Below are 21,731 nucleotides of genomic sequence, written 5' to 3'. Positions count from 1 at the left end.
TAAAATTTAATCTTCTAACATCGGAATTGAAAAATAAAATTTGGCCCCTTCTCCCTGTTTACTTTCTACCCATATTTTGCCCTTGTGTGACTCTATAATCTTTCTAGCTATCGCCAATCCAAGTCCCGTACTTTTTTCTCCGCCAGTTTTTTTTGTGCTAGCCTTACCAAAGAATTTGAACAAATTACCTAACTCATTTTCAGGTATTCCCTGCCCTTCATCTTTAACAGAAACTACGATGCTATCCTGATCTTTATAGCACATTACATATATTTTTGAATTTGGAACAGAATATTCGATTGCATTAGATAAAAAATTTGTAAAAACTTGACTTATTTTAGGCCCATCAATATTGATAAGGCCAATATAATCATCATAATCAAATTTTATTATGACTTCTTTCTTTTTAGATTTAAATTCCAATCTCTCAATGTTTTCTCTTAAGAGGGGCACTAAATCCGTTAGCTGTTTGTTAATCGGAAATTCTCCAGATTCTATTATTGAAACATCCAGAAAATCATCAATAAGCCTCCTCATAAGTTCACTTGCAGAAAGAATATTCTCTATAAACATTTTTGATTTCTCATTTAATTCAGGATTTGCAAGTAAAAGAAATTCGCTATAATTCATAATCAATCCTAATGGATTCCTTAGGTCATGCGCTGCCATGCCTAAAAAATTATTCTTCAGCTCATTTAAAGATGTTAATTGGATGTTTTTCTTCGTTAATTCTCTCTGTGCTGTAGCTAGTTCGTTATTCAGACGCCCTAATTCTTCGTATAAATCCCTATCTTTTGTTTCTTGTTGTTTTAGATAAATATCAAAATTTTTCATCGCCATTCGTAAAGAATTTAATTGTTGATTATTTATCTTGCTAATTTCCTCTATAAAAAGAGTTGTTTCATCTCGGGAGTTGACACCAAATATTAATAATTTATCTTCAACCAAAAAACCAGAAAAGTACATAACAGTTACTTTACCTTTAGAGGGCATATTCATTTCCCAATCTAATGCTACCTTCTTATAATGTATATTTTTTAGAAATTCATGACATTTCTCCCAACTTCCAGAATCAAGCAGCATATAAAATGGTTCGCCAATATATATTTCATTTTTCAATTCTACACTGTTATGGATAAATTCAATGACTTCTCCATCTAAATTACATAAAAAGGCCAAACCATTAATAGTATTTTCTGACATTTGAACCTCTTAGATATTAATCCAATGGTTTTTGTAGTTTGCTTATCATCAAATCTAAATAAGCTATAACTTCGAGTGCATTTTCAGTTGGTAAACTCTCTGTAATGACATCTCTATATATTTTAAATCTATTTAAAATATGTTCCATCTCCACACCATCGTGTGGCAGCCTATCCTTTGCCCATTTTATTTCATCTTTCAAGAGAGTAATTTCGCCCATGGACATAGCAGCTTCCAACATCTTAGTGGTAAACTCCATCCCTGAAGTTAAAATTTTAGAGGCGTCTTTACCGTGATGCTTTATTTCGTCTTCTCTTTTTAAAGCAAGTGCTACAGTTTTTTTGATAATATCTGGAGATGATTTCTGAAAATATTCTAATGTTTCTTTAGAAATAGCAGGTAATTCATTTGACATTTGATTTCTCACCTTGATTGATAATTATTTTGTTGGCTAAACTAATAGCTTCTAAAGCATTAGGAGCGCAAGCGTCAGCCCCAACCTTTTTCCATAATTCAGGTGCTAAAATGAATGGCCTTCCACCAACAAAAACTTTAGTAGTTGATATTAAATCAGATTCATGAATTGTTTGGACTAATTTTCTTACATTTCCTACATTGTAGTGTATAGAAGCTGAAATGGCCACTAAATGTGGTTGCAATTTTTTAATTGTGTCTATGGTACTTGGAGTTGGAGTATTGGCACCAAGATAATAAGTATCCCATCCTTCCATTTCAAATAGATCGGCCATCATCCGAATTCCTATCTCATGCAATTCTCCTTCAACACATGTTGCGATCATCTTATATCCGTTTTTACTGCTGCTAAATATGTAAGGATAAAGCTGAGACATTATCATCTGAGTCGCAGCTGTGCAAAAGTGTTCCTGAGCCACTGAAATCTGATTAGTCTGCCATAAGCGCCCAATCTCGTGTTGAGAAGGTTCAAAAACATGTAAATAAATATCCCTAACATCCGCACCCTCTTCGACTGATTTTATTATAATACGAGCAGCTACATCTTTTTGAACTCTTAAGAGGGCATCTAAATAAATCTTGGCCAGATCATAGAAATCTCCTGCTTCTATTTCAAACTCATTCACAATCCTTTCTGTTATTGGCAGTCCTTCTCGCCCCAAATTATTTTCCATAAACATTATATGAATTCTTAGTATAAATATTTATTTATAGAAAAACAGTAGCCGGGGGCGGATTCGAACCACCGTCTCAAGGTCCAGAGCCTCGAAGGATTGACCACTACCCTACCCGGCTGTCAGAATCAGAAGATTAATCTCTATTAATAAGTTTTTCTGTTTCGTCGATGTAATTAAAACTCTCTTTCTCCAATAGACTTCTTGCGGTAAAATTTGTAAATAACTCATTGAACCTTCTTTTCAAAATTCTAAGTACATAGTCATCATAGTGCATATCACAGTTTGTTTCAATGTCATACAGAAGGAGATAATCAGAAGAAAAAGGTGTTGCATTGAGCGTAGTTTCACCATTCAAAGCAGATACAATCTCAATCTCAGACATATTTCCGTTTGCATAATCAACTATTGATCCAACAATTCTCCGGATCATCTGCCAAAGAAATCCCTTGCCCGTGAATTCCAATACATAAATCGGCCCTTCTTTTCTATAGTTTGTTTCAATTGTTCTTTTTGTGTCTTCAATTCTATTATATTTAGAAAAAGAGAAGAAATCATGTGTTCCGCTAAAAAATGACAAGCCTTTTGATATAAGCTCTTCTTCATATCCATTATCGAAAAGGTAATACCTATAAGTTTTAGTCAGGGGAAATTTAAGGTCTTTGTTAGTTTTACCGTATATCCAAATATCTTCTAAAAGATGGGTTATTTTTTTTATATTTAGATCTTCTTCTACTTCCAATCTAAAGATATTACAAAGAGCAGAAACTCCTCTGTCTGTTCTTGATAAAAAACCATAGTTAATCACTTTGATGTCCTCTTTATCTAGAATGTTTAAAATATCTCCTTCAACTGTTCGGACATTTGGCTGAGACTGTGAACCATAAAATTCTCTGCCGTTGTATGCAACTTTTAGATAAACCATTACTTTAAATTTTCAAAAAAATTTAAAAAGGTTTTTATAAGATTTCAATGATAAAGTTCTTATCCTTAATGACATTTACTTTCTTACCACTCTTGAGGAACTCACGCTCTACCCTTTCAACATAATCCCTATTGAGCTCAAATCCATCGACTTTGATTTCACCTTTCTCTTCAAGTTGGGCGATATTGTCTTTTAACAATGTCTTTATTTTTTGGACGTCCTTTCCGAATTTTGGCCCTATTATATCGTATCGCGGAGTAACATCAATTATCTTCTCATCGATGTCTGGCTTTCCGCTTCTTAGTTCTAGATTTGAGATATTCATTGATTTTGAGATATCTTCTGTGATTTCCTCGATGTTCTTTTCTGTGTACACAATCGCCCCATTTATTGGTGCATTTAATGACATCTTCAGATCTGACTTGTATCTTCTTATGGCAACAGTGATATCTTTTAAAATCTCTCCTTTTTCGAAAGCCTCTTTATCATAGAATTCAAATGAAGGGTACTCTGTAAGGTGAATGCTATTTATTCCTTCATCACTAAAGACTTCATTGTATATCTCCTCAGTTATGTGGGGTATGTATGGTGAAATCAATCCAATTACATTTCTAAGCAATGTCTTCAAAGTAAAAGTTGCCTCGTCTTTTTTCACATTGTTATACAATCTGTATTTGACTACCTCAATATAATTATCTGCAACTTCATGCCACAAGAATGTTCTTATTTCTTTTAAGACTAGAGCAAAACTATAATCATCAAGTTCCTTTCTTGAGAACTTGACTAACTCAGTTAGCTTTGATAGAATCCATTTATCCGATACTGTAAGTGAATCAAGATCAATGTTTTTAGTGTTTGCTTCAGATATGTTCATCTCAATAAATCTTGAAACGTTCCAGAGTTTAGTTAAAAATCTGTTACCATGCTCTATTTCTTTCCAGGTAAATGGAAAATCTTCTCCTTTGGATGCAAGAAGCGCCCATTGTCTCAATGCATCGGCGCAGTACTTACTGAGGGGCTCATCAGGCTCGATAACATTTCCTAAGGATTTACTCATCTTTCTTCCATCTGGGCCTGCGACCATTCCATGTATTAATGTTTCATTCCAGGGATTTTCTCCTGTAATCAGATTACATCTAAATAAAGTGTAAAATAGCCAAGTTCTAATAATTTCATAACCTTGTGGCCTTATAGTTGAAGGGTAAGTTTTACTGAAAAACTTCTCATCGTTATTATACTTTGAAATTGCAAGAGGTGTTGCAGATGAATCAACCCAGCAGTCACATACATCTGATTCGCCGATAAATTCATTGGAGCCACATTTACATTTCTCTTTTGGCATATCAAATCTTGGATCAACCGGTAGCCACTCTTCTTTTGCAGGTATTAGCTCCCCACATTTTTTGCATTTCCAGAAAGGAATTGGCGTTCCAAAGACTCTCTGTCTAGATATAATCCAGTCCCAGTCCATTGAATCTGTCCAGTCATAGAATCTATCGTACATGTATTGTGGGTTCCAGGATATTTTCTTTCCATTTTCAATAAGCATATCCTTGTAGTCCCTTACATTGATAAAGTACTGCTCCATAGGTAAAAGCTCAATTGGTGATTTGCATGACCCTCTTTCAACGTGAAGCAATACCCTGTGCTTCATTTTTTCTTCTTTAATGAGAAGGCCTAAATCATTTAACTCAGATACTATGACTTTCCTTGCTTCCTTAACAGGTAGGCCATCATAATCCTTCCCAACTTTTAGCTTTCCATCCTCTGTGATTGAATTTATAACTTCAAGATTATACTTTTTCTGCCATAATATATCCTGTTCGTCACCATAGGTACAGCAATAAACTACGCCTGTTCCAAAAGACATGTCAACTTCTTCATCAGACAGTATTGGAACTTTTCTGCCGAATAAAGGCAGGGAAACATTTTTACCTTTAAAATTTTGATATCTAGGATCCTTTGGATTAAAGAATACGCCCACACATGATGGCATCAACTCTGGCCTTGTTGTTGCAATCTCAACATACTCTTTTCCACCTTCGACTGGAAGTTTAAGGTAGTATAGTTTTCCATCTTTTTCTTCATATCCTACTTCGGCCTTTGCAAGAGCCGTCATGCATCTTGGGCACCAGAGTATAGGATGTTTTTCTCTAAATAGGTATCCTTTATTATAAAAATCAATTAATGTTTTTTGGATAAGTTTAATATATTCAGGTTTCATTGTGAGGTACATTCTTGACCAATCCGGGAAATAACCGATATCGGTCATCTGCCTTCTCATCCTGTCGACACATTGGACAGTCCACTCTTTACATTTTTCAATAAAAGCTTCTTTGTCATCTTTAGATATCTTAAATTCGCGCTCAACCTTTAACTCTGTTGGAAGTCCATGACAGTCAAATCCCTGTGGACAGTAGACATTGAATCCTCTCATTCTCTTGTATCTCTGTACGAAATCAATCCATGTGAAATCCATTACATGTCCCATGTGGAGTGAACCTGATGTAAATGGTGGTGGCGTATCAAGAACGTATACTTCACCATTTTTTTCAGGGTTAAATTTGAATATTTCTTTTTCAAGCCAATAATTCTGCCATTTCTTTTCAATTTCCTTGCCGCCATAGTCTTTATCCAACATTATTTCACCGTCTCTTGGTAGCTAAGTTGCCCATTCATATAAATCTTTAATCCTTCATCGGCAATCAAGGTTTTGACTCCGGTGTTCTCTTGAATAAATCTTCTCTCTTCTTCTGCACCTCTTAGGTGCATCTTGTACCCAATATGTGTAACAATTGCAACTTCGGGCTTTATCTTTTTTAATATGATTATTGCGTCCTCAGTTGAAAGGTGGAAAGGAATTCTGTCTCCGTTTGGCCTTGTAACGTTAATGATCATTACCCTAGAACCGAGATACTGATCCAACATGTCGTCAAAATATTCAGTATCTGAGGTATATGAAATAGAGCCTGAGGTAGTATGTATCTTAAATCCGATTCCAAATGGGTCTGAATGTTTTGCCTTCAATGCTTCAATTCTCTGCCCTTTGATGTCAATAGTTTCTCCCGGGGAAAGGGAATATATTCCTCTCAAATTTTTTCGGTAATAGGGGAAAATAATTGATGCGAACTCATCTCTTCCTTCAATGACACTTTTGCTACCGATAACATGGCCCTCTTTTTTCAACATTCCCCCGGTCATACTCTCAACCATTATCGGCACATCATTAAAATGATCTGTGTGACAGTGAGAGATTAAAAGGGCATCAGTCTTTCTTGGATCAAGTCCGTTTTGAATTGATCTAAGATGGGCACCAGGTCCTGGGTCTACGTGAATATTTATTCTATCCTCGATATAGAATCCGCCCGTTCCACGTTTTTGGGTAATAGTCATGAATCTTCCTCCGCCACTACCCAAAAAAGTTATCTTTGTCATAGATACTCCCAAGTAACTTTTTTAAGAGTTCAATTTATTAAGTTTATAAAACTAATTAGTGATAAGATGAGAGAAGCTCTAAAAGAAAGCAGAGGCGGTACTTTAATCGACATCGAAGTTGTCCCAAATTCAAGTGAATTTCGTATTGAATATAACGAGTGGAGTAAGAGAATAAGGATAAAAATTACATCTCCGGCTATGAAAGGCCAGGCAAACAAAGAGCTTCAGACGTTTTTTAAGAGCATTATAGGAGAGATCACCATAGTAAAAGGCGAACATAATAAAAAGAAATCTATATTTGTTAACTCTACTTTAGAAGAAGTTTCTATTAAATTATCAAATATTATAAAATAATTCAAAATTCACTATAGCAAGGCTTATAAAGAATTAAATACTAGTTATCAATAGGTGAAATTGGATGTCAGAAACGAAAGTCAAACATGCTGATGAAATATTTAAGTCATTTAAAATGCAAAGTGTTTCTGAGTTCTTTAAAAAGAATGTAGCAATGCTAGGATATACTGGTAAATTACGTTCATTAACAACACTTGTTCATGAAGGGGTTACAAATTCGCTTGACGCTTGTGAGGAAGCGAGACTTTTCCCCGATATTTCAGTTTACATTACTGAAATAGGTCCAGAACATTACAGAATTATAATGGAAGATAACGCTTCAGGGATCCCTTTAGATTATATACCTCACGTCTTTGGTAAAATGCTTGCTGGAAGCAAGGCACATAGAAATATTCAATCTAGAGGTCAACAAGGAATTGGTGTTTCAGGAGCAGTTATGTATTCTCAAGTTAGTACAGGAAAATCAACTGAGGTGGTAACTTCTACAGGTGATAAGACTATAAATAAGGTAAATATCAAGATAGATGTTGAAAAAAATGCGGGAGAGATCTTATCCCATGAAACCTCAAAGAATCCTGATAAGTGGAGGGGTACAAGAATAAATCTTGAAGCAAAGAACCTTCAGTACAACAGATCAAAGTACGGACCTTATAGTTACCTTAAGATGACTGCAATTGCAAATCCACATACGCGAATTCTTTTTGTTGAACCTGACGGTACAAAGATACTCTTTGACAGAAATGTTAGAGTGATCCCAAAAAATCCAAAAGAAATGAAGCCACATCCTCATGGGAGTTCTGCTGACGATATACTTTCTATGATTAAAAACTCAAGTGCCACGAGAGTAAGAACCTTTTTAGTTTCTGATTTCACAAGAGTGTCTAATAAAAAAGTTGAGGAAATAGAACAGCTTTCGGGCCTGGATCTTGACATTAATCCCAAAAAGGTAGACTGGGAATATGCTGAAAAATTGGTAAGTGCTATAAAACAGATAACATTTATGGCCCCTCCCACTGAGGGACTAATCCCAATTGGAGCCGAAACAGTTAAACTTGGTCTTGAAGGTATTCTAGCACCTGAATTTGTTCATACTGTAACTAGAAGTCCGCAAACCTACCAAGGTGGAATAGCCTTTATTGTCGAAGCAGGTATTGCTTATGGAGGGGGTGCAGGGAACAATGGACTTGACATCATTAGATATGCTAATAGAACTCCTTTAATATTTGATCAAGGAGGATGCTGCATTACAGAGGCAGCTAAATCGATTGAGTGGAAGAGATATGGCATAAAGGATGACAGTGCTCCACTCACAATATTCGTTAATCTTGTTTCAACTCATATCCCTTATACTTCAGCAGGAAAACAGGCGATTGCAACAGAAGAGGAAATCTATAATGAGATCAGATTTGCATTGATGGATGCAGGAAGGGCTTTATCTAGATATCTTTCGGGAAAAAGGAGGGCAAGTGAGAAACTTACAAAGAAAAAAACCCTATTGAGATATGTTATAGAAACTTCCAATGCCCTTGGAAGTCTAGTGAAAGTTGATGATAATTCTAAAATAATAAAAGCACTGACAGATATTGTTGAGAAAAAATATGATTTTGAGGAAAATAATGGCGAGGAAGAAGTCACGACAGTTTCAGAAGAGAATGGAATTGAAGAGGTGAGTGAAAATGGCGATTAAACCTTCACGAGACGTTCCCCCCATACTTGGTAAGTTTGGTCAGGAAATTTACGATCAGATAATGAAAGAGGAAAGCCCCTCAATAAAGATACCACAAAGAGGTAAATCAAATGTATATTTTGACAATGATGAGAAGGTTATTCAATTAGGCGATAAATTTTCTAAGAGGCATTTCTTAAATGTTGCTCACACAAAGAAGTTCATGCAGACTGTACTTGTTGCTTCTTACTGCAAAAGACTTGTCGAAGAAAATAAGCACGCCGGGATAAGAGAATTGTACTATGCTTTAAAGCATACTGTAGAAGGTTCCAAGGAGAACACATTTGATGATCAGCTAGAGTCTAACCCGATTATTGAAGATCTAGAAACTGCTCTTGACATACTAAGAGAAGAATTAAACCTTACAGCAGATAGAAGAGGTTACATTTACGGTGATGTGGTCCTAAAAGACGGTGAGGATGAATTTAACGCTTCAAAACTTGGAAGGGGTGGATGGGCTGTACCCGGTACAGTTGAAGAAATTGATTTCTTAAATCTTAACGCTGACTATATCCTTGTTATTGAAACTGCAGCAATGTGCGATAGGCTTATTGAGGAAAAGTTTGCCCAAAAAAATAATGCTCTTTTAGTAGCTTGCCAGGGGCAGGCTCCAAGAGGTATTAGAAGATTAATAAACAGGCTACACAATGAAAAGAAGTTACCTGTTTATGTCTTTACAGATGGAGATCCTTACGGATGGTATATCTACTCTACGATAAAGCAAGGATCAATGAACTTAGCATATCTTTCTAGAAGATTAGGTGTGCCGGATGCAAAGTTCATTGGGATGACTATGGATGACATCGAAGAATATGACCTTCAGAAAGTTACTGAAAAGCTAAAAGACATGGACAAGAAGAGAATCAACGAAATAATGGAATACGAGTGGTTTAAACATAAGGACTGGCAAGAGCAGATGAAAAAATGTCTAAAACTTGGAGTAAGGATAGAGCAGCAGGCACTTGCAAACAAATCTTTAGAGTTTGTCGCTGAAGAATACTTGCCCCAGAAAATAGAAAATGAGGTATTTTTACCTTAAATAAAAAAAATTAATTTATTTTTTAAGATAGAATGTCTATCATAAGTCTCATTGCTTCACCAATTGCTTCACATTTTTCTTTTGTTAATCTTTGTGCAAGGCCATAGTTACCTTTGTCAAATGCTTCGTTTGCTTCTCTGCATAGCCTTTCTGATTTGTCTAATAGTTGTAGAGCTTCGATATACCGTGGATCTTTATCAAGGCCTTTCTTAACTATCTCAAACTTTAGTTCTTCTATGATATCATCAGGTCTGCAGCATGGATTATCTTCGAGTATAACATTTTGATTTGTTATTAATTCTCTGGCTTCCTTGATTAAGTCTTGGGTGTAGCATAGATCGCATCTCTTCATGTATCCTTTTGTGATTATTCTTAATGTTTCCTTTGGATTTCCACCTGGATGCTTTAATATCTCTACTTGATCGTCATCGGATACGGTGAATCCATTTGGAGGTCGACCTTCTGTGATCGCATAATTTATACTCTTGTTTTCATAACCATTAAACTTGGCAGAGAATACTATAGTCTTACTTTCCCCAACGTCTAATAATCCAATATTGTTCCATGTTATCGTAGTTGTTCCATTACCATTAACTACAACTGAATCTTGCACTGGTGAAGCCAAATTAGCATATGTTAGTCCAACAGGTAGAGTGTCAATTACTGAGACCGGCTCTAAGGGAACTTCCCCAGTATTAGTTACTACCAAAGTGAACCGATTAGTAAACCCAGTCTTTCCCCAAGGTGGTTCAACTGATTTTATTATGTTTATTGCAGGGCCTTTTACCCCAACAGAAGAGTCATCTGAGTCTGTCACATCACCTATCGTTGATGTGCCTATGACTGTGGCATTATTAATGAATGCCCCAGTTCTCCCCGGATCCACTGTTGCCTGAAATTGAACTACTATTACATCTGTTGGATTCATTACACCTATATTGTTCCAAGTAATAACTTCTGGTGACCCAACAATAGTATCTGGTTCTTGTGGTACGCCACCTACAATGCTATAACCAGGCCTATATGTAAGGCCATCTGGCAAATAATCAATTAATTTTACTGGATCCAAAGCCATTGCACCAGTATTTGTAATAGTGAGACTAAAGTATACAATCCCTCCCGGTGATGGAACATTAATATCTGTATTTAGGGTTACCTTCTGCAAATCTGTTCCAGGAGATATTACATTCCAATCGTCTGAAAGTGGGCCATATTGTCTCCTTCCATCATTGCCACTTGGTAGGGACCAATACTCTGTATTCGTAACGGTATTGGTAAAGCTTCCTCCTTCTGGAGGGATTGTAGCGTCATACTCTAATGTGACTGACTGGTCTTGAGGTATTGATAGATAGGTCCATTGAATTATATCTCCAATTACCATTGTAGTATCTGCGGTAGGTGAAGATGTAATTGATCCACCCACTATAATTAGACCAGAAGGTATTTGATCTTGAATTGTAACATCGTAGGCTGAACTATTTCCAACATTTTCTACAGTAATTGTATAATGAACGTTATCTCCGGGCAATCCTTGAGTTTTATCTCCTTCTTTATTTATTGTTAGCTCTGGTTCAACAATTCTGACATCATCCAAATCACTTATATTGTATGGTGCACCATCTTGAATAAAACTTGTATTAGCATTATTTACTAGTATAACATCTCTAACATTATCAGGCAGAATGTTCTTGATTCTACCGGTGATTTTAATTAACACATTATTTGGCCCCAAGAAATTTCTATTTGATGCACCGAGCGGAGTTCCTAATTTCCAAGTAAGAACTTGTCCATTTTGATTAAACTGTTGAATTGTTCCTCCGTAAGTATCGGCATAAGTATGAGAAACATATTCAATTCCATCAGGTAAATGATCAACTATAGTTGTATTTGTGTAATTTGCGCCTACTCCAGAATATACTACTGCTAAATCAAATACGACTTCTTCGCCTATTGTTGCTTTTTCTTTTTCAGACTCTTTAAAAAGACCTTGGATATTGATTATCCTTGCAGTATCAGTATCACTACTGTATATGCAACCGTTGGAACATTTGCCCACTACTATCACGCCATTCGTTCCTGTACCTGCAACATCATTTAATCTAGCCGATAAAGTTGCTGACCATGTACCTCCTGATTGTGCAATCGGGCCAGGTATCTGCCAAGTTATAGTATTGCCAACAACATTCGGCACTTCCCCATTTGTTCCATTTCCTGCAACGATTGGAACCCCCCAATCAGCACTTAATGTGTCAATTACGGTCACGTTGTAGGCGGGAGTGTTACCGGTATTTGTAACAGTAATGGTCCAGCTTCCAGTGCCTCCTGGCGGAACTGGCTGTATGGCGGGATTCTTAGAGATAGATAAAATTGGTTTTAGGGGATTAATAGCTAAAGTATTATTAGTTACAGCAAGATTATTGCTACAACTATCTTGGTAATCAACTCTAACATTATTTGTTCCAGGTGTAACTGTTCCGCAGCTTGTTCCATTATTTTTTATTTTAAATTCAAGTGTTGTAGTTGTATTGCCGGGCATATTTCCTAGAGACCAAATAGGTTGTGCAGAATTTGAAGGAGGGTTTGGTGTTGGATTTGACCCTGTAATCATAGAATCAAATACAAATCCCGGAGGCAATGTAGAAGTTACAAAAACATTGTAAGCAGTTGGGTATCCTGAAGAATTTTGGATAACTAATCTGATAGTTCCATCACAAGTTGTAAATGTACCAACTATAGAAGGAGTTATAGTAATATTCGGCCTAGTTCTTAAAGAACGCCCAGCAGAAGCACTGTAATTAAATCTGCAGTTATCATCGCAGCCATACCTAACATAAGCCGTATTTGTTGTAGCCGCCCCACAACTTCCAGAATTAACAGTTCCCCATACATAGTAGGTAGCGGTGTTACTGCCGGAAACGTTTGATAAAGTCCCGTGTTTCCAAGGGTCTGCTGAAGTTCCTGACCCCGAGGGTATTGTGCCTACAGCAGGGTATTGACTGGTACTTATACCTCCAAAAGTCATATTTGTAGGTAAAACATCGTAGAATTCTACGTTAGTTGCAGGAGCATTGCCACTATTTGTGATAATAAGTCGCCATTCAACAATATTTCCTGGTTCTGCCGCAACGCTAGTATTATAATTGGATCCTGTAGTATGATTTCGCCCTCTTTTGTCAATTGTTAAATTTGGAGTTCGTCTACTAATCTGGGAGCTAGCTTGAGGAGATACTTTAACATCCTCGCAGGGCGTCTTGTAAGTGGCCTGTGAAACAAAACTTCCAGAAGTTGGCATGTTACAGCTAGAACTAATTCTAAAAGTTATTGCTATTTCAGATGAAGGCGCCATAGCCCCCAATCCTAGAATTTCAGCTTTGGTCCATCTAATCGGATTTGCGGCAGTATTTTCTGGTTCAGAGGGGTTTCCCGAACCTACAACATATGAAATCCCAGTTGGCAATGTAGCAGTCACATTAACATCATAAACATAAGTTAATCCAGTATTTTTTACAATTACAGTTGCGCTTTGCTCATCACACATATTTATTGTTGCAGGGACAATATTAGTAGTGATTGCTTCTGTGCTAGGTATTCTAACAGATGCAGTATCGGTCTTTACTGGCTGACAATCTCCACCTAAACAGCCAGCGCTAGTTGACGCTAGATTTGTTAGATTTGTGCATGAATCAATATTAGCGGTAAACAAAATTTCAGATTTATCGCCTGCATTAATTTTATCAATAATCCAGGTTGCTCCATTAATTGGATTACCATTCCTATCTTGATTTATATTAAGCTGAGAGTAAGTTCCAACTGAAGAATTATAAGAAAGCCCTGAACCTAAAACATCTTCTACCCAAACATTGTAGCTTGCACCGCTTCCAGCATTTGTGAGGCAGAGTTTCCAGGTGGCTTGATTAGTCGTGGCCCAGAGTAGCTCTGGTACCTTCATTATACAAACGTTTCCACTTAAAACTAAAGGATTTTGAGAAGCGCCATCTTGGCATTCTCTATCGTAAGTTCCATTTCTATTGCATAGACCATCCCAGTATAGGCTAGAACTCATTCCACCTTGATCGGTGCACTTTTTTGTTACGTTCATTTGAATTCTAGCTTGTGTGTTTGTGGCAAAATAATCCCCATATTGCCATACAAAATCTGTGGGACTATTGTTACTTTCTGAAGGGGTGTATCCTATATAAGAAACAGAATTGATATGGTAATTACTTAGAGGAAATACTACCTCTACATCATATGCACCCACTGAAGAACTCCTATTAATGACTAGTTCTATATCATATGTTCCGCATTTATCAACAATAGGCGGGAGTCCAGTAATACTAATTCCCATCTGAGAATCATTCACAGGAACGAATACGCCCTCTCTTATCTGTTGAGAACTTTCATAGCACCCGCTCCCTACGATAGTTTTGCCAGTATTAAGAATTGACCAGTCAAAGAAAGACCCAGAACCACAAGAGGGACTTGATGAGTTTTGAGTTGACATGTTGTATTCTATTCTTATCTTGGTATTCCTAATCGAAGTAGTATCTGCATCAAAACATGATGAGAAATCAACATCAGAAAAATTAACATCAAGATACGTTGAGACAGGTGGCGTGTAATAAACTATACAAGTTCCATTTATATCAATTTTAACTTGGCCTTGGAGATTCTGATTATTTGGTCTTTCCTCTCGGAATTTAAGATTTGATACATTTACATCATCCCAGAAACTTGTGTCTGAAAAGTTAAATTCATTTGTGTATTTTATTGGGGTACATTTCTCAAAATTGAAACTTGAAGAGACATATTTGTCAGAGGATATAGTTTCTGCGCATTCAAGTACTGTTGACTGAGAAGCAGAGGCCGTTCGAACACAGCCACAACAATCGGTAACGGTAGCAGTGACACTATTAGTTGCAGTTGTATAGCAGTATTCACAGTTTGCATAAGTTGGAGACTGAAGGGTAATTGAAGTGTTGAATATGGCTGCAGGGGTAACATTCCAAGTTATTGTATTCCCTGAAATACTTCCTCCGCCTGCATCAGTTATAGAAAAACCAGCAGGTATTGTATCTACTACAACTATATTTGATGCGGTGCTACTCCCGCAGGATGTTGGTCCAGAATAAGATGCCGTAATATTGTAAGTAATAGTTCCCCCCAAATACATCTGGGAAGGCGCACCTGTTTTTGAAACGGAGACTGATGGAACATTCTGAACAGAATAGCTCCCAAATTTTACAGGAGGGAAAAATTCTTGACTACAATAAAAGTATTCGGGCCTAAATATAATTGTGCCAGAAGGTAAAGGCCCACACCACCCACCAGAGGGGACTAAATCAAAAGTAAGATTGGTAGTTCCATTGGGCACATCACCTACGACAAAGTATTTTCCAGAATTGTTATAAGATGCCCCAGACGGCGAAGTAATATTAGTAACTGTCAGGCTACCAAAATCAGCGGATAAATTAAAATCATATGCAGTTCCACCTGTATTGGAAATTGGTATAGTAAAAGTATTTCCAGTGCCACAATAACTTATATTAAAATCTGGGACACTATAATCAATTTTAGGAGGATTTGGTTGGAAAGCTATACTTGCTATAGTTTCTTGTGTTTGACATCCTCCTCCGCAACCCCATGTTACCCGGGCAGTATCATATAATTCGGTGCATCCAATGACCTTTGCTCTTATTTGGATTTGTACTTCATCGTTAGGATCCATGTGAGAAAGGTCAGAAATTTCGGTAGATGTCCAACGATATTCTCCGGGCCCTGTTTGAACTCCACTAGGAGAAGAAGAAAGTTACTGTAATCCTGGTTCAAGTATGTCTGTCACGATAACATCTTCAATTGGACCAAGACCAGTGCTTTTTACGGTAATAGTCCAAGAAACATTATCTTCAAGTGTTGCTGATTGAGTTGAAGGAGTCTTTTCTATTGTAACTGCGCCTTGATAAACAGTTATTGGCTTAGTAAAAGTGATTGGATGGGAACTGCTGTTATAATCATATGACCCGTTAACAGAAATATTGCCTACTTGGGCATTGCACAAAGTATCAACATTAATTATTATTTTGTCAGATAGACCTGGGCCTAAAGATGGAATATTATAAGTAAGAGGATCAGTTGTGTTAAATCCTGTTGGAAGTGACACGGTATAATTAATATCAATTGCACTTTCATTAACAGAAGTATTTGTCAAAGTAACATTGTATTCATAAGGGTAGCATATGTAAACTGAGGCATTCCCGTCAATGCTAACATCCATTATTTGGGCAGATGCAGACATCAAAGAAAAACTTATGATTAAGGTTAATAAAATAAATATAATCGATGGTTTATTCATGTAATTTAAACAAAGAGTAGATATATAAACTTTTCGGTATTGGTAATCAATTACTGAATATATGATTACAATAACTACTCATTAATTAAATGTAATTGTAAAAAAAGAAAAACTGAGGGTATGTTTTATTATATCTCAGTATTGATTAAAAAAATAAAAAATATTTTTTTATAATCCTTTGAATGCTTTGTCAATTAGCTTCTTCTCAGGAGGTTTTGTTAGTAGACTTACAATTATCATAAGTGCAACTGATATAGGTATTGCAATGAAAAATGGGTCAAGCTGGGTAAGTGAAGCTTTTGCATTTAGTAATACTGGTTTCCCAAATATCCATTGACATATCCTCAAAGGCTCAGATTCAGATACTTTGAAGAATAATGTCCATATAATCCAAGATAAGAATCCTCCGACCATTGAAGCTATTGCACCCGTTCTAGTTGACTTCCTCCAGAATAATGCTCCTGTGTATGCAGGCAAGAAAACTGCACTGCACATACCCATGAATATTGTTGTGCCTCTAGCAATTATTGCGGGAGGGAGTACATATCCTAAAGCAAGAGATACTAAGACTGTTGCACCAATCCCGATTTTTGTCACAGTTACTGCGTTAATCTTCTCTGAAGAATTTTTTACCCAGACATGATAGAAGTCATGCCCGAAGGAAGTTCCCATTGCATGGAACTGTCCCGAAATTGTAGACATTGCAGCCGATATTAGAGTCAGCATGAAAAGTAGGACAAACCAACTTGGGAATCTGTAGTTGACATATTCAGGTATCGCAGAATCGGTCCAGTAAACATACTCCGAGGGCCTTCCAACTAGTTTACCACTTTCATCGTATTTGAAATACAAATCTCTGATCTGTTGATTTGATAGCCCCGGATTGTAATCGGCTTTTATTACTTCGACACCTTCTTTTTCAAAATATGAATTAGTAAGAGATCCAACTGTGAAGGCAACGCCTGTCATTAAAAGGATAAAAACTCCCCCTATCCCCACAGCTTTAGTAAGATCGCGTTTATTTTTTGCAGTCATGCAACGTACAGCAAGTTGAGGTTGCGCAAGTACCCCTACACCAACACCGAATATCAGACCCATAAGGACTGACCAGAATATACCTTGCGTGTCATTTAGTCCACTAGCATCGGCTGGAGTATTTCCAAGACTCATCGTGGGAAAAGTAGTAAATCCTTGGTGGCCAAATATACTGAGGGGTGCCCCTTTATTTGTCAGCATTGAATACGAATCTGTAAGCTGGAAATTTTCAAGTGATTGGTGAGCTGCTGTTACGCCTCCGAATGCAGCATAAGTACCTACTAAAAGTAATATCATCCCAATTGCCATTATAGTTCCCTGTAATGCATCGGTGTATAGCACTGCCAATAGCCCACCAAAGAGAACGTAACCTGCGACTATTCCGGTCATTACAATCAAGGCAAGATTAAAATTAAGATTAAATGTTGATTCAATCATTCTGGCTGCCCCAATTATCACAACAGACGTATACAAAGGCATGAATATAGTGATAAGCAGACCAAAGGAACCTTGCAAGGTCTTGGAATCGAATCTCTTACCAACAATTTCAGGGAATGTCAATGCACCTAAATTTTGCCCAACGTGTCTTGCCCTGCTACCCCATACTACAAAAGCCAAGAAAATACCGACAAATATGTTCATAAACGTGAGCCATAATAGGCCCATACCAAACATTGAGGCTGAGCCCCCAAATCCTACTATGGCCGATGTACTAATAAAAGTGGCTCCATAAGATATTGCAATGATATATGGGTGTACCTTACGGCCCCCTAGCATAAAATCTTCCTTGTTTTTTGTTTCTTTCCACCCTTTGTGGGCAAGAAAACCGGTAACAACAAGATAACTAAATATTATAATAATAGATATAGTAACATTTTCCATTGTCTCACCCTTTCGTTTCCTTTAATTTTAGTATAGACCAACCCACACAAAGAAGGGTAGAAAGCAGGGTCAGCAGATACGCTGACCACACCCATGGATCTGAAATTCCGAACATTTTAAACCTCGTATCGAATAAAATATTAATATTTATAAATATTTCGCTTATAGTAAGAATTTTAAGATAAAATTATAGTCTAATTATAATAAAAAAAATTTATTAGTTATATTAATTAATTATAGCATAAAATAAATTATTTATCAAATAAAACTATGCAATATCTTTAAATATTGTAGAATCTTCTATTTTTATATTAATACATTTAATTTAATAAGGCGTTTTGATGGAACTTTGGAATTTTATTTTGAATAGTCAGAAAAGAATGGATATCCTAGATGAGTTATCTCTTATCAATCCACAAAAAAGTCTGGATATAGCTAAAAAACTCGAAATGCGGTGGCAGGATGTTTCAACCCAGTTGAATCTTTTTGTAGAAAAAAAGCTTGCGGTAAAGGATGGAACTCAGTTTTACCTCTCAAAACAGGGCCAGATTTACAAGTCCCAGATTAAAAACCTTCAAGATCTAGAAAATAATGTAGAAAAGTATTCAGAGTTTATTGAAAATCATAATATAGAAAAGATCCCAAATAGTTTTGTTAGGGATTTTCTGACCTGGGAGAATAATAGATTGGGGCATCTCTCCTCTATTGATGTCTTTCCATTTATATCAAAGAATGTAAAGAATTCCAAAAATGAGCATCTGTGTATATTCTCCCGAATATCAAACGATATCCAAGGTATTTTTTCAAATATGGGGGCTGTGGATATAAGAATAATATACCCTCTTGAAGAAAGGGGTAAACTAAATCAAAAAGAAGGTCAACCTGGCAACAAGAAATACGAAGTAAGATTTTTAGAAAGAAAAGACATGTATTGTGTTATGCAGGTATGTGACAAGAACTTTTCTTGGATAGGGTTTGAAGATCACAAAAATGAATTTGATTATCTAAATATTATTGAAGGAAGTGACGTCAGGTTCATAGACTGGTCGATATCAAACTTTGAATTCCTCTGGAATATTGCTAAAAAAATATAAGGGATATCATGGAGTTTCTTGAAAAATTAAATAAGGCTTTTGAGTTAACTGAAAAGAATTTTGATTCAATTAATATACAAAGAGCCATTTTCTTATCTTATCATTGTGATTTAAGGGACTGTAAATTTTGCTACATGTCCACCATAAGATCTGGGCCCAAAAAAGGGTTAAGAAGCATTGAATCTCTTTTTGCAGAAGCTTTCCTTGTAAGAATGGCAGATTGGAAGGTAGAGTTTCTATCTTCGGGATATGGTGTTTATGACACTAAAAAAATTGTTAATATCGCTAAAGGGATAGCGTCAATCACCGGAGAGCCTGTCTGGTTAAATACAGGGATACTTGAAAAAGAAGATTTATCTCTTTTTAGTAATGAATTAAAAGGTGTTACAGCATCCATAGAAACTTTTACTGAAGATCTCTTCCAGAAACTTTGCCCTTCAAAAAGCTGGAACAAACTAATGGATTTTTTAGATATTGCAGACGAACTCTGTTTCAAGAAAGGTGTTACAATAATACTTGGTATAGGAGAAAAGCAAGAGGATCTTCAAAATCTTTTCGAATTAATCAAAGATTATAAAATAGATAGGGTGACATTCTACTCTTTAAATCCCCATAAAGAAACGATATTTGAAGGCTCTGTACCGCCTCCTTCTTTATACTATTTTGACGTTGTTTCTGAAACAAGATTAATGTTCCCAAAACTAGAAATTATTACTGGTATTTGGTCAGATCGAATAAATCTAGTTGGACCTCTTTTAATGGCGGGCTCAAATGGAATCACAAAGTTTTCCTGGCAGAAGTTCTATGGCTCAAAGCTTGGAAAAACTTTAACTTCGGAAATAAAAGAATTTGAAAAAATATCGAAAAGAAGATTTATTGGAAGCATGACCGATATTTCACTTCTCCAAAATAAATTAGAATTTCCTGAAGAGCCATTATATAAAAACGAGACTGTTGAAAAAGAGATAATAGAAAAATCAGATCAAATAAAAGAAAGAATAGAGTCTTACATTTCTGAGATTAAAAAGAGTAAGTAATCATTTTTCTTGTTTCCAGAAAGTATGTTGCCTATCTCTTTAGATTTGGCATCAAGGTATACGGCATAATCCATTATATCGTCTATTTTATCGAATCAAAAAATTCCTTTAAATCTTTCTTTTTTGACTCAGGTAAATTATGCCACCTAATGCTCTGAATCGCATCCTCCAATCCCTGAAGCATACTAAAACATGCAGTGTCATCAATAGTCTTTATTCTTATGAATGACTCTTTACTTCCCAATTCCACCAGTTTTTCAGGCGTGTCGATCCCAACAGGTCGGAGTTTCTTACTAACTTCCTTTCCTATGTTCGGCATATCAATTAATCTCATAATTAATTCTTCTTTTGGCTCTTATTTTCTTCAAAATGCTTTCTTTCTTCTATCAAGTCCTCAATTAACTTATCGAAACTCCAGTTAATGTTATGCTCTGTCAAAACGCAAAATAAAGGTTTTTGTATGTTGATATCTGAAAAGTTATAGAGTAAAAATCTTATTTCCTCATCTAAAAAATCTAGAAACATCAATACTTTAGTATCTTTGACTTTAAAGATTTCATTTTCACTATTTTCGAGTATGTCGGCTATCGTGATTTTTTCTTTCTCAGAAGCAGAGATTATATTTAGAGAGATATCAAGTTTATTTTCAAGGAATGTCTTTAATTTATTAACTTCCGCTGTACTATAACCATAAACAACTACATGTTTTTGCTTTTTCATCAAAAGAAAGACTAAATATATCTTTATAATTCTTTGTAAATATTTTTAAACTATATCTTCTTGAAATAAAGATCTTCTTTCAGAAAAGGTATTAGTGCAAGCTTGAGGCCAGAGACATAAAGATCCTTTCTTTGAACTACTCCGTTAGTTAGAAATCCAACTGCTCCACCTTTTCTTTTGACTTGATTATCGCCAGTGATCTCGCCCATTACGTCTCCAAGTTCAGTTCCTTCAAGAATTTTATCAATCGCTTCAGGCCATAGCTCAAACATTGGAGAGGTTCCAAATCCTTGATTACCTTTTTCGTCCATAATACATATTGCCCCTATACCAAACCACGCGGAATAGATGTTAATGGCTCCCCCTTCAATGCCTACAAAAAATGATGCTCCAATGTTTGCCTTCTCATTTAATTTTTTTAAAACTTTTGCACGATGCTCTGCGCCATCAAACGTTTCTTCATCAAGTGGTTGTTCAGATACTGAGCTCTTGACTTCTACTCCTTCAACCTCTATATCCTTAAAATAAGAAGAAAATGCTTCCCTTGTCGCCTCTATCTTCACGGGATTTTTAGAACCAACTAAAATCTTCATTGGTAGAATTATATTCAAATTACTTATATATTTTCTGGAAAATAGAGGTTATTTCTCACTGCATGGTTGAATAATTGTGGTTCAGTGGAAATGGGGGTATTTTTTTCACCGTATTTTTTCCTACACTTCAAATTTTTCTCATAGTTCTTGCCTTCTTAGCAAGAATTTTGGACAGCGCTATAAAGGAT

17 protein-coding genes and 1 tRNA gene are annotated in these 21,731 nt (G+C 36.1%); 5 read left to right on the top strand and 13 right to left on the bottom strand.

What is annotated here, in order from left to right:
• Positions 1-6 precede the first annotated feature (6 nt).
• The 7 genes from KO464_08395 to KO464_08365 all read right to left on the bottom strand — a co-directional run bounded on the left by KO464_08395 (position 7) and on the right by KO464_08365 (position 6,711).
• The gene (locus KO464_08395) at positions 7-1,203 is read right to left on the bottom strand and encodes a HAMP domain-containing histidine kinase (protein ID MCC7573393.1); all 1,197 of its coding nucleotides are present in this window, start codon (positions 1,201-1,203) and stop codon (positions 7-9) included.
• 16 nt (positions 1,204-1,219) lie between these two features.
• Entirely contained in the window at positions 1,220-1,618 is a 399-nt protein-coding gene (locus tag KO464_08390; protein MCC7573392.1) for a hypothetical protein, read from the bottom strand.
• A complete protein-coding gene (locus tag KO464_08385; GenBank protein MCC7573391.1) occupies positions 1,608-2,351 on the bottom strand; it encodes a cobalamin-dependent protein in 744 nt (247 codons plus the stop codon). Before KO464_08385 ends, KO464_08390 begins: the two co-directional genes overlap by 11 nt.
• A gap of 48 nt (positions 2,352-2,399) precedes the next feature.
• Positions 2,400-2,472: transfer RNA gene (locus KO464_08380), tRNA-Gln, on the bottom strand.
• 15 nt (positions 2,473-2,487) lie between these two features.
• A complete protein-coding gene (locus KO464_08375; GenBank protein MCC7573390.1) occupies positions 2,488-3,276 on the bottom strand; it encodes a hypothetical protein in 789 nt (262 codons plus the stop codon).
• Between the two features lie 34 nt (positions 3,277-3,310).
• Positions 3,311-5,917 (bottom strand): valine--tRNA ligase, encoded by a 2,607-nt coding sequence (locus KO464_08370; GenBank protein MCC7573389.1) that lies wholly within the window; start codon positions 5,915-5,917, stop codon positions 3,311-3,313.
• Positions 5,917-6,711, bottom strand: coding sequence for an MBL fold metallo-hydrolase (locus tag KO464_08365; GenBank protein ID MCC7573388.1), 795 nt, complete (start codon positions 6,709-6,711; stop codon positions 5,917-5,919). The genes KO464_08370 and KO464_08365 overlap by 1 nt, the downstream gene beginning before the upstream one ends.
• Positions 6,712-6,777: 66 nt before the next feature.
• Here KO464_08365 and KO464_08360 point away from each other — a divergent pair, with 66 nt between their 5' ends.
• The 3 genes from KO464_08360 (at position 6,778) to KO464_08350 (ending at position 9,830) form a co-directional block, all read left to right on the top strand.
• The gene (locus tag KO464_08360) at positions 6,778-7,065 is read left to right on the top strand and encodes a YggU family protein (protein ID MCC7573387.1); all 288 of its coding nucleotides are present in this window, start codon (positions 6,778-6,780) and stop codon (positions 7,063-7,065) included.
• A 64-nt stretch (positions 7,066-7,129) separates the two neighbouring features.
• Positions 7,130-8,752, top strand: a complete 1,623-nt coding sequence (gene top6B / locus KO464_08355; protein MCC7573386.1) for a DNA topoisomerase VI subunit B — start codon at positions 7,130-7,132, stop codon at positions 8,750-8,752.
• Positions 8,742-9,830 (top strand): DNA topoisomerase IV subunit A, encoded by a 1,089-nt coding sequence (locus tag KO464_08350; protein ID MCC7573385.1) that lies wholly within the window; start codon positions 8,742-8,744, stop codon positions 9,828-9,830. The genes top6B and KO464_08350 overlap by 11 nt, the downstream gene beginning before the upstream one ends.
• A gap of 22 nt (positions 9,831-9,852) precedes the next feature.
• Here KO464_08350 and KO464_08345 read toward each other — a convergent pair whose 3' ends face one another.
• The 3 genes from KO464_08345 to KO464_08335 form a co-directional block, all read right to left on the bottom strand.
• Positions 9,853-15,558 carry a DUF11 domain-containing protein gene (locus tag KO464_08345; protein MCC7573384.1) on the bottom strand — a complete coding sequence of 1,902 codons (5,706 nt, stop codon included), beginning with the start codon at positions 15,556-15,558 and terminating at the stop codon, positions 9,853-9,855.
• A gap of 81 nt (positions 15,559-15,639) precedes the next feature.
• Positions 15,640-16,182 (bottom strand): DUF11 domain-containing protein, encoded by a 543-nt coding sequence (locus KO464_08340; protein MCC7573383.1) that lies wholly within the window; start codon positions 16,180-16,182, stop codon positions 15,640-15,642.
• A gap of 168 nt (positions 16,183-16,350) precedes the next feature.
• On the bottom strand, positions 16,351-18,099 hold the full coding sequence (locus KO464_08335) for a sodium:solute symporter family protein (GenBank protein MCC7573382.1): 1,749 nt from the start codon (positions 18,097-18,099) through the stop codon (positions 16,351-16,353).
• Between the two features lie 341 nt (positions 18,100-18,440).
• Here KO464_08335 and KO464_08330 point away from each other — a divergent pair, with 341 nt between their 5' ends.
• Positions 18,441-19,193: a hypothetical protein gene (locus KO464_08330; GenBank protein ID MCC7573381.1), complete on the top strand. Its 753-nt coding sequence runs from the start codon at positions 18,441-18,443 to the stop codon at positions 19,191-19,193.
• Between the two features lie 8 nt (positions 19,194-19,201).
• Positions 19,202-20,230, top strand: a complete 1,029-nt coding sequence (locus KO464_08325; protein MCC7573380.1) for a radical SAM protein — start codon at positions 19,202-19,204, stop codon at positions 20,228-20,230.
• An 82-nt stretch (positions 20,231-20,312) separates the two neighbouring features.
• Here the strand turns inward: KO464_08325 and KO464_08320 are convergent, their stop codons facing one another.
• Genes KO464_08320 through yjjX form a run of 3 tightly spaced genes read right to left on the bottom strand, consistent with a single transcriptional unit; the run spans position 20,313 to position 21,543 of the window.
• On the bottom strand, positions 20,313-20,564 hold the full coding sequence (locus KO464_08320) for a TfoX/Sxy family protein (protein MCC7573379.1): 252 nt from the start codon (positions 20,562-20,564) through the stop codon (positions 20,313-20,315).
• Positions 20,565-20,566: 2 nt separating this feature from the next.
• Complete coding sequence (locus tag KO464_08315; protein ID MCC7573378.1) at positions 20,567-20,950, bottom strand: DUF3783 domain-containing protein; 384 nt, start codon at positions 20,948-20,950, stop codon at positions 20,567-20,569.
• Positions 20,951-21,000: 50 nt separating this feature from the next.
• Positions 21,001-21,543 (bottom strand): inosine/xanthosine triphosphatase, encoded by a 543-nt coding sequence (yjjX, locus tag KO464_08310; GenBank protein MCC7573377.1) that lies wholly within the window; start codon positions 21,541-21,543, stop codon positions 21,001-21,003.
• Positions 21,544-21,731 lie beyond the last annotated feature (188 nt).

It is taken from the genome of Methanofastidiosum sp. (assembly GCA_020854815.1).
In the GTDB taxonomy this organism is placed as follows: Archaea; Methanobacteriota_B; Thermococci; order Methanofastidiosales; family Methanofastidiosaceae; genus Methanofastidiosum.
This window is presented reverse-complemented; position numbering and strand designations above follow the sequence as displayed.

Coding starts and splice junctions, on each gene's coding strand:
- KO464_08395 (MCC7573393.1), bottom strand. CDS start 1,203: ATGTCAGAAAATACTATTAATGGTTTGGCCTTTTTATGTAATTTAGAT.
- KO464_08390 (MCC7573392.1), bottom strand. CDS start 1,618: ATGTCAAATGAATTACCTGCTATTTCTAAAGAAACATTAGAATATTTT.
- KO464_08385 (MCC7573391.1), bottom strand. CDS start 2,351: ATGGAAAATAATTTGGGGCGAGAAGGACTGCCAATAACAGAAAGGATT.
- KO464_08375 (MCC7573390.1), bottom strand. CDS start 3,276: ATGGTTTATCTAAAAGTTGCATACAACGGCAGAGAATTTTATGGTTCA.
- KO464_08370 (MCC7573389.1), bottom strand. CDS start 5,917: ATGTTGGATAAAGACTATGGCGGCAAGGAAATTGAAAAGAAATGGCAG.
- KO464_08365 (MCC7573388.1), bottom strand. CDS start 6,711: ATGACAAAGATAACTTTTTTGGGTAGTGGCGGAGGAAGATTCATGACT.
- KO464_08360 (MCC7573387.1), top strand. CDS start 6,778: ATGAGAGAAGCTCTAAAAGAAAGCAGAGGCGGTACTTTAATCGACATC.
- top6B (MCC7573386.1), top strand. CDS start 7,130: ATGTCAGAAACGAAAGTCAAACATGCTGATGAAATATTTAAGTCATTT.
- KO464_08350 (MCC7573385.1), top strand. CDS start 8,742: ATGGCGATTAAACCTTCACGAGACGTTCCCCCCATACTTGGTAAGTTT.
- KO464_08345 (MCC7573384.1), bottom strand. CDS start 15,558: ATGGATCCTAACGATGAAGTACAAATCCAAATAAGAGCAAAGGTCATT.
- KO464_08340 (MCC7573383.1), bottom strand. CDS start 16,182: ATGAATAAACCATCGATTATATTTATTTTATTAACCTTAATCATAAGT.
- KO464_08335 (MCC7573382.1), bottom strand. CDS start 18,099: ATGGAAAATGTTACTATATCTATTATTATAATATTTAGTTATCTTGTT.
- KO464_08330 (MCC7573381.1), top strand. CDS start 18,441: ATGGAACTTTGGAATTTTATTTTGAATAGTCAGAAAAGAATGGATATC.
- KO464_08325 (MCC7573380.1), top strand. CDS start 19,202: ATGGAGTTTCTTGAAAAATTAAATAAGGCTTTTGAGTTAACTGAAAAG.
- KO464_08320 (MCC7573379.1), bottom strand. CDS start 20,564: ATGAGATTAATTGATATGCCGAACATAGGAAAGGAAGTTAGTAAGAAA.
- KO464_08315 (MCC7573378.1), bottom strand. CDS start 20,950: ATGAAAAAGCAAAAACATGTAGTTGTTTATGGTTATAGTACAGCGGAA.
- yjjX (MCC7573377.1), bottom strand. CDS start 21,543: ATGAAGATTTTAGTTGGTTCTAAAAATCCCGTGAAGATAGAGGCGACA.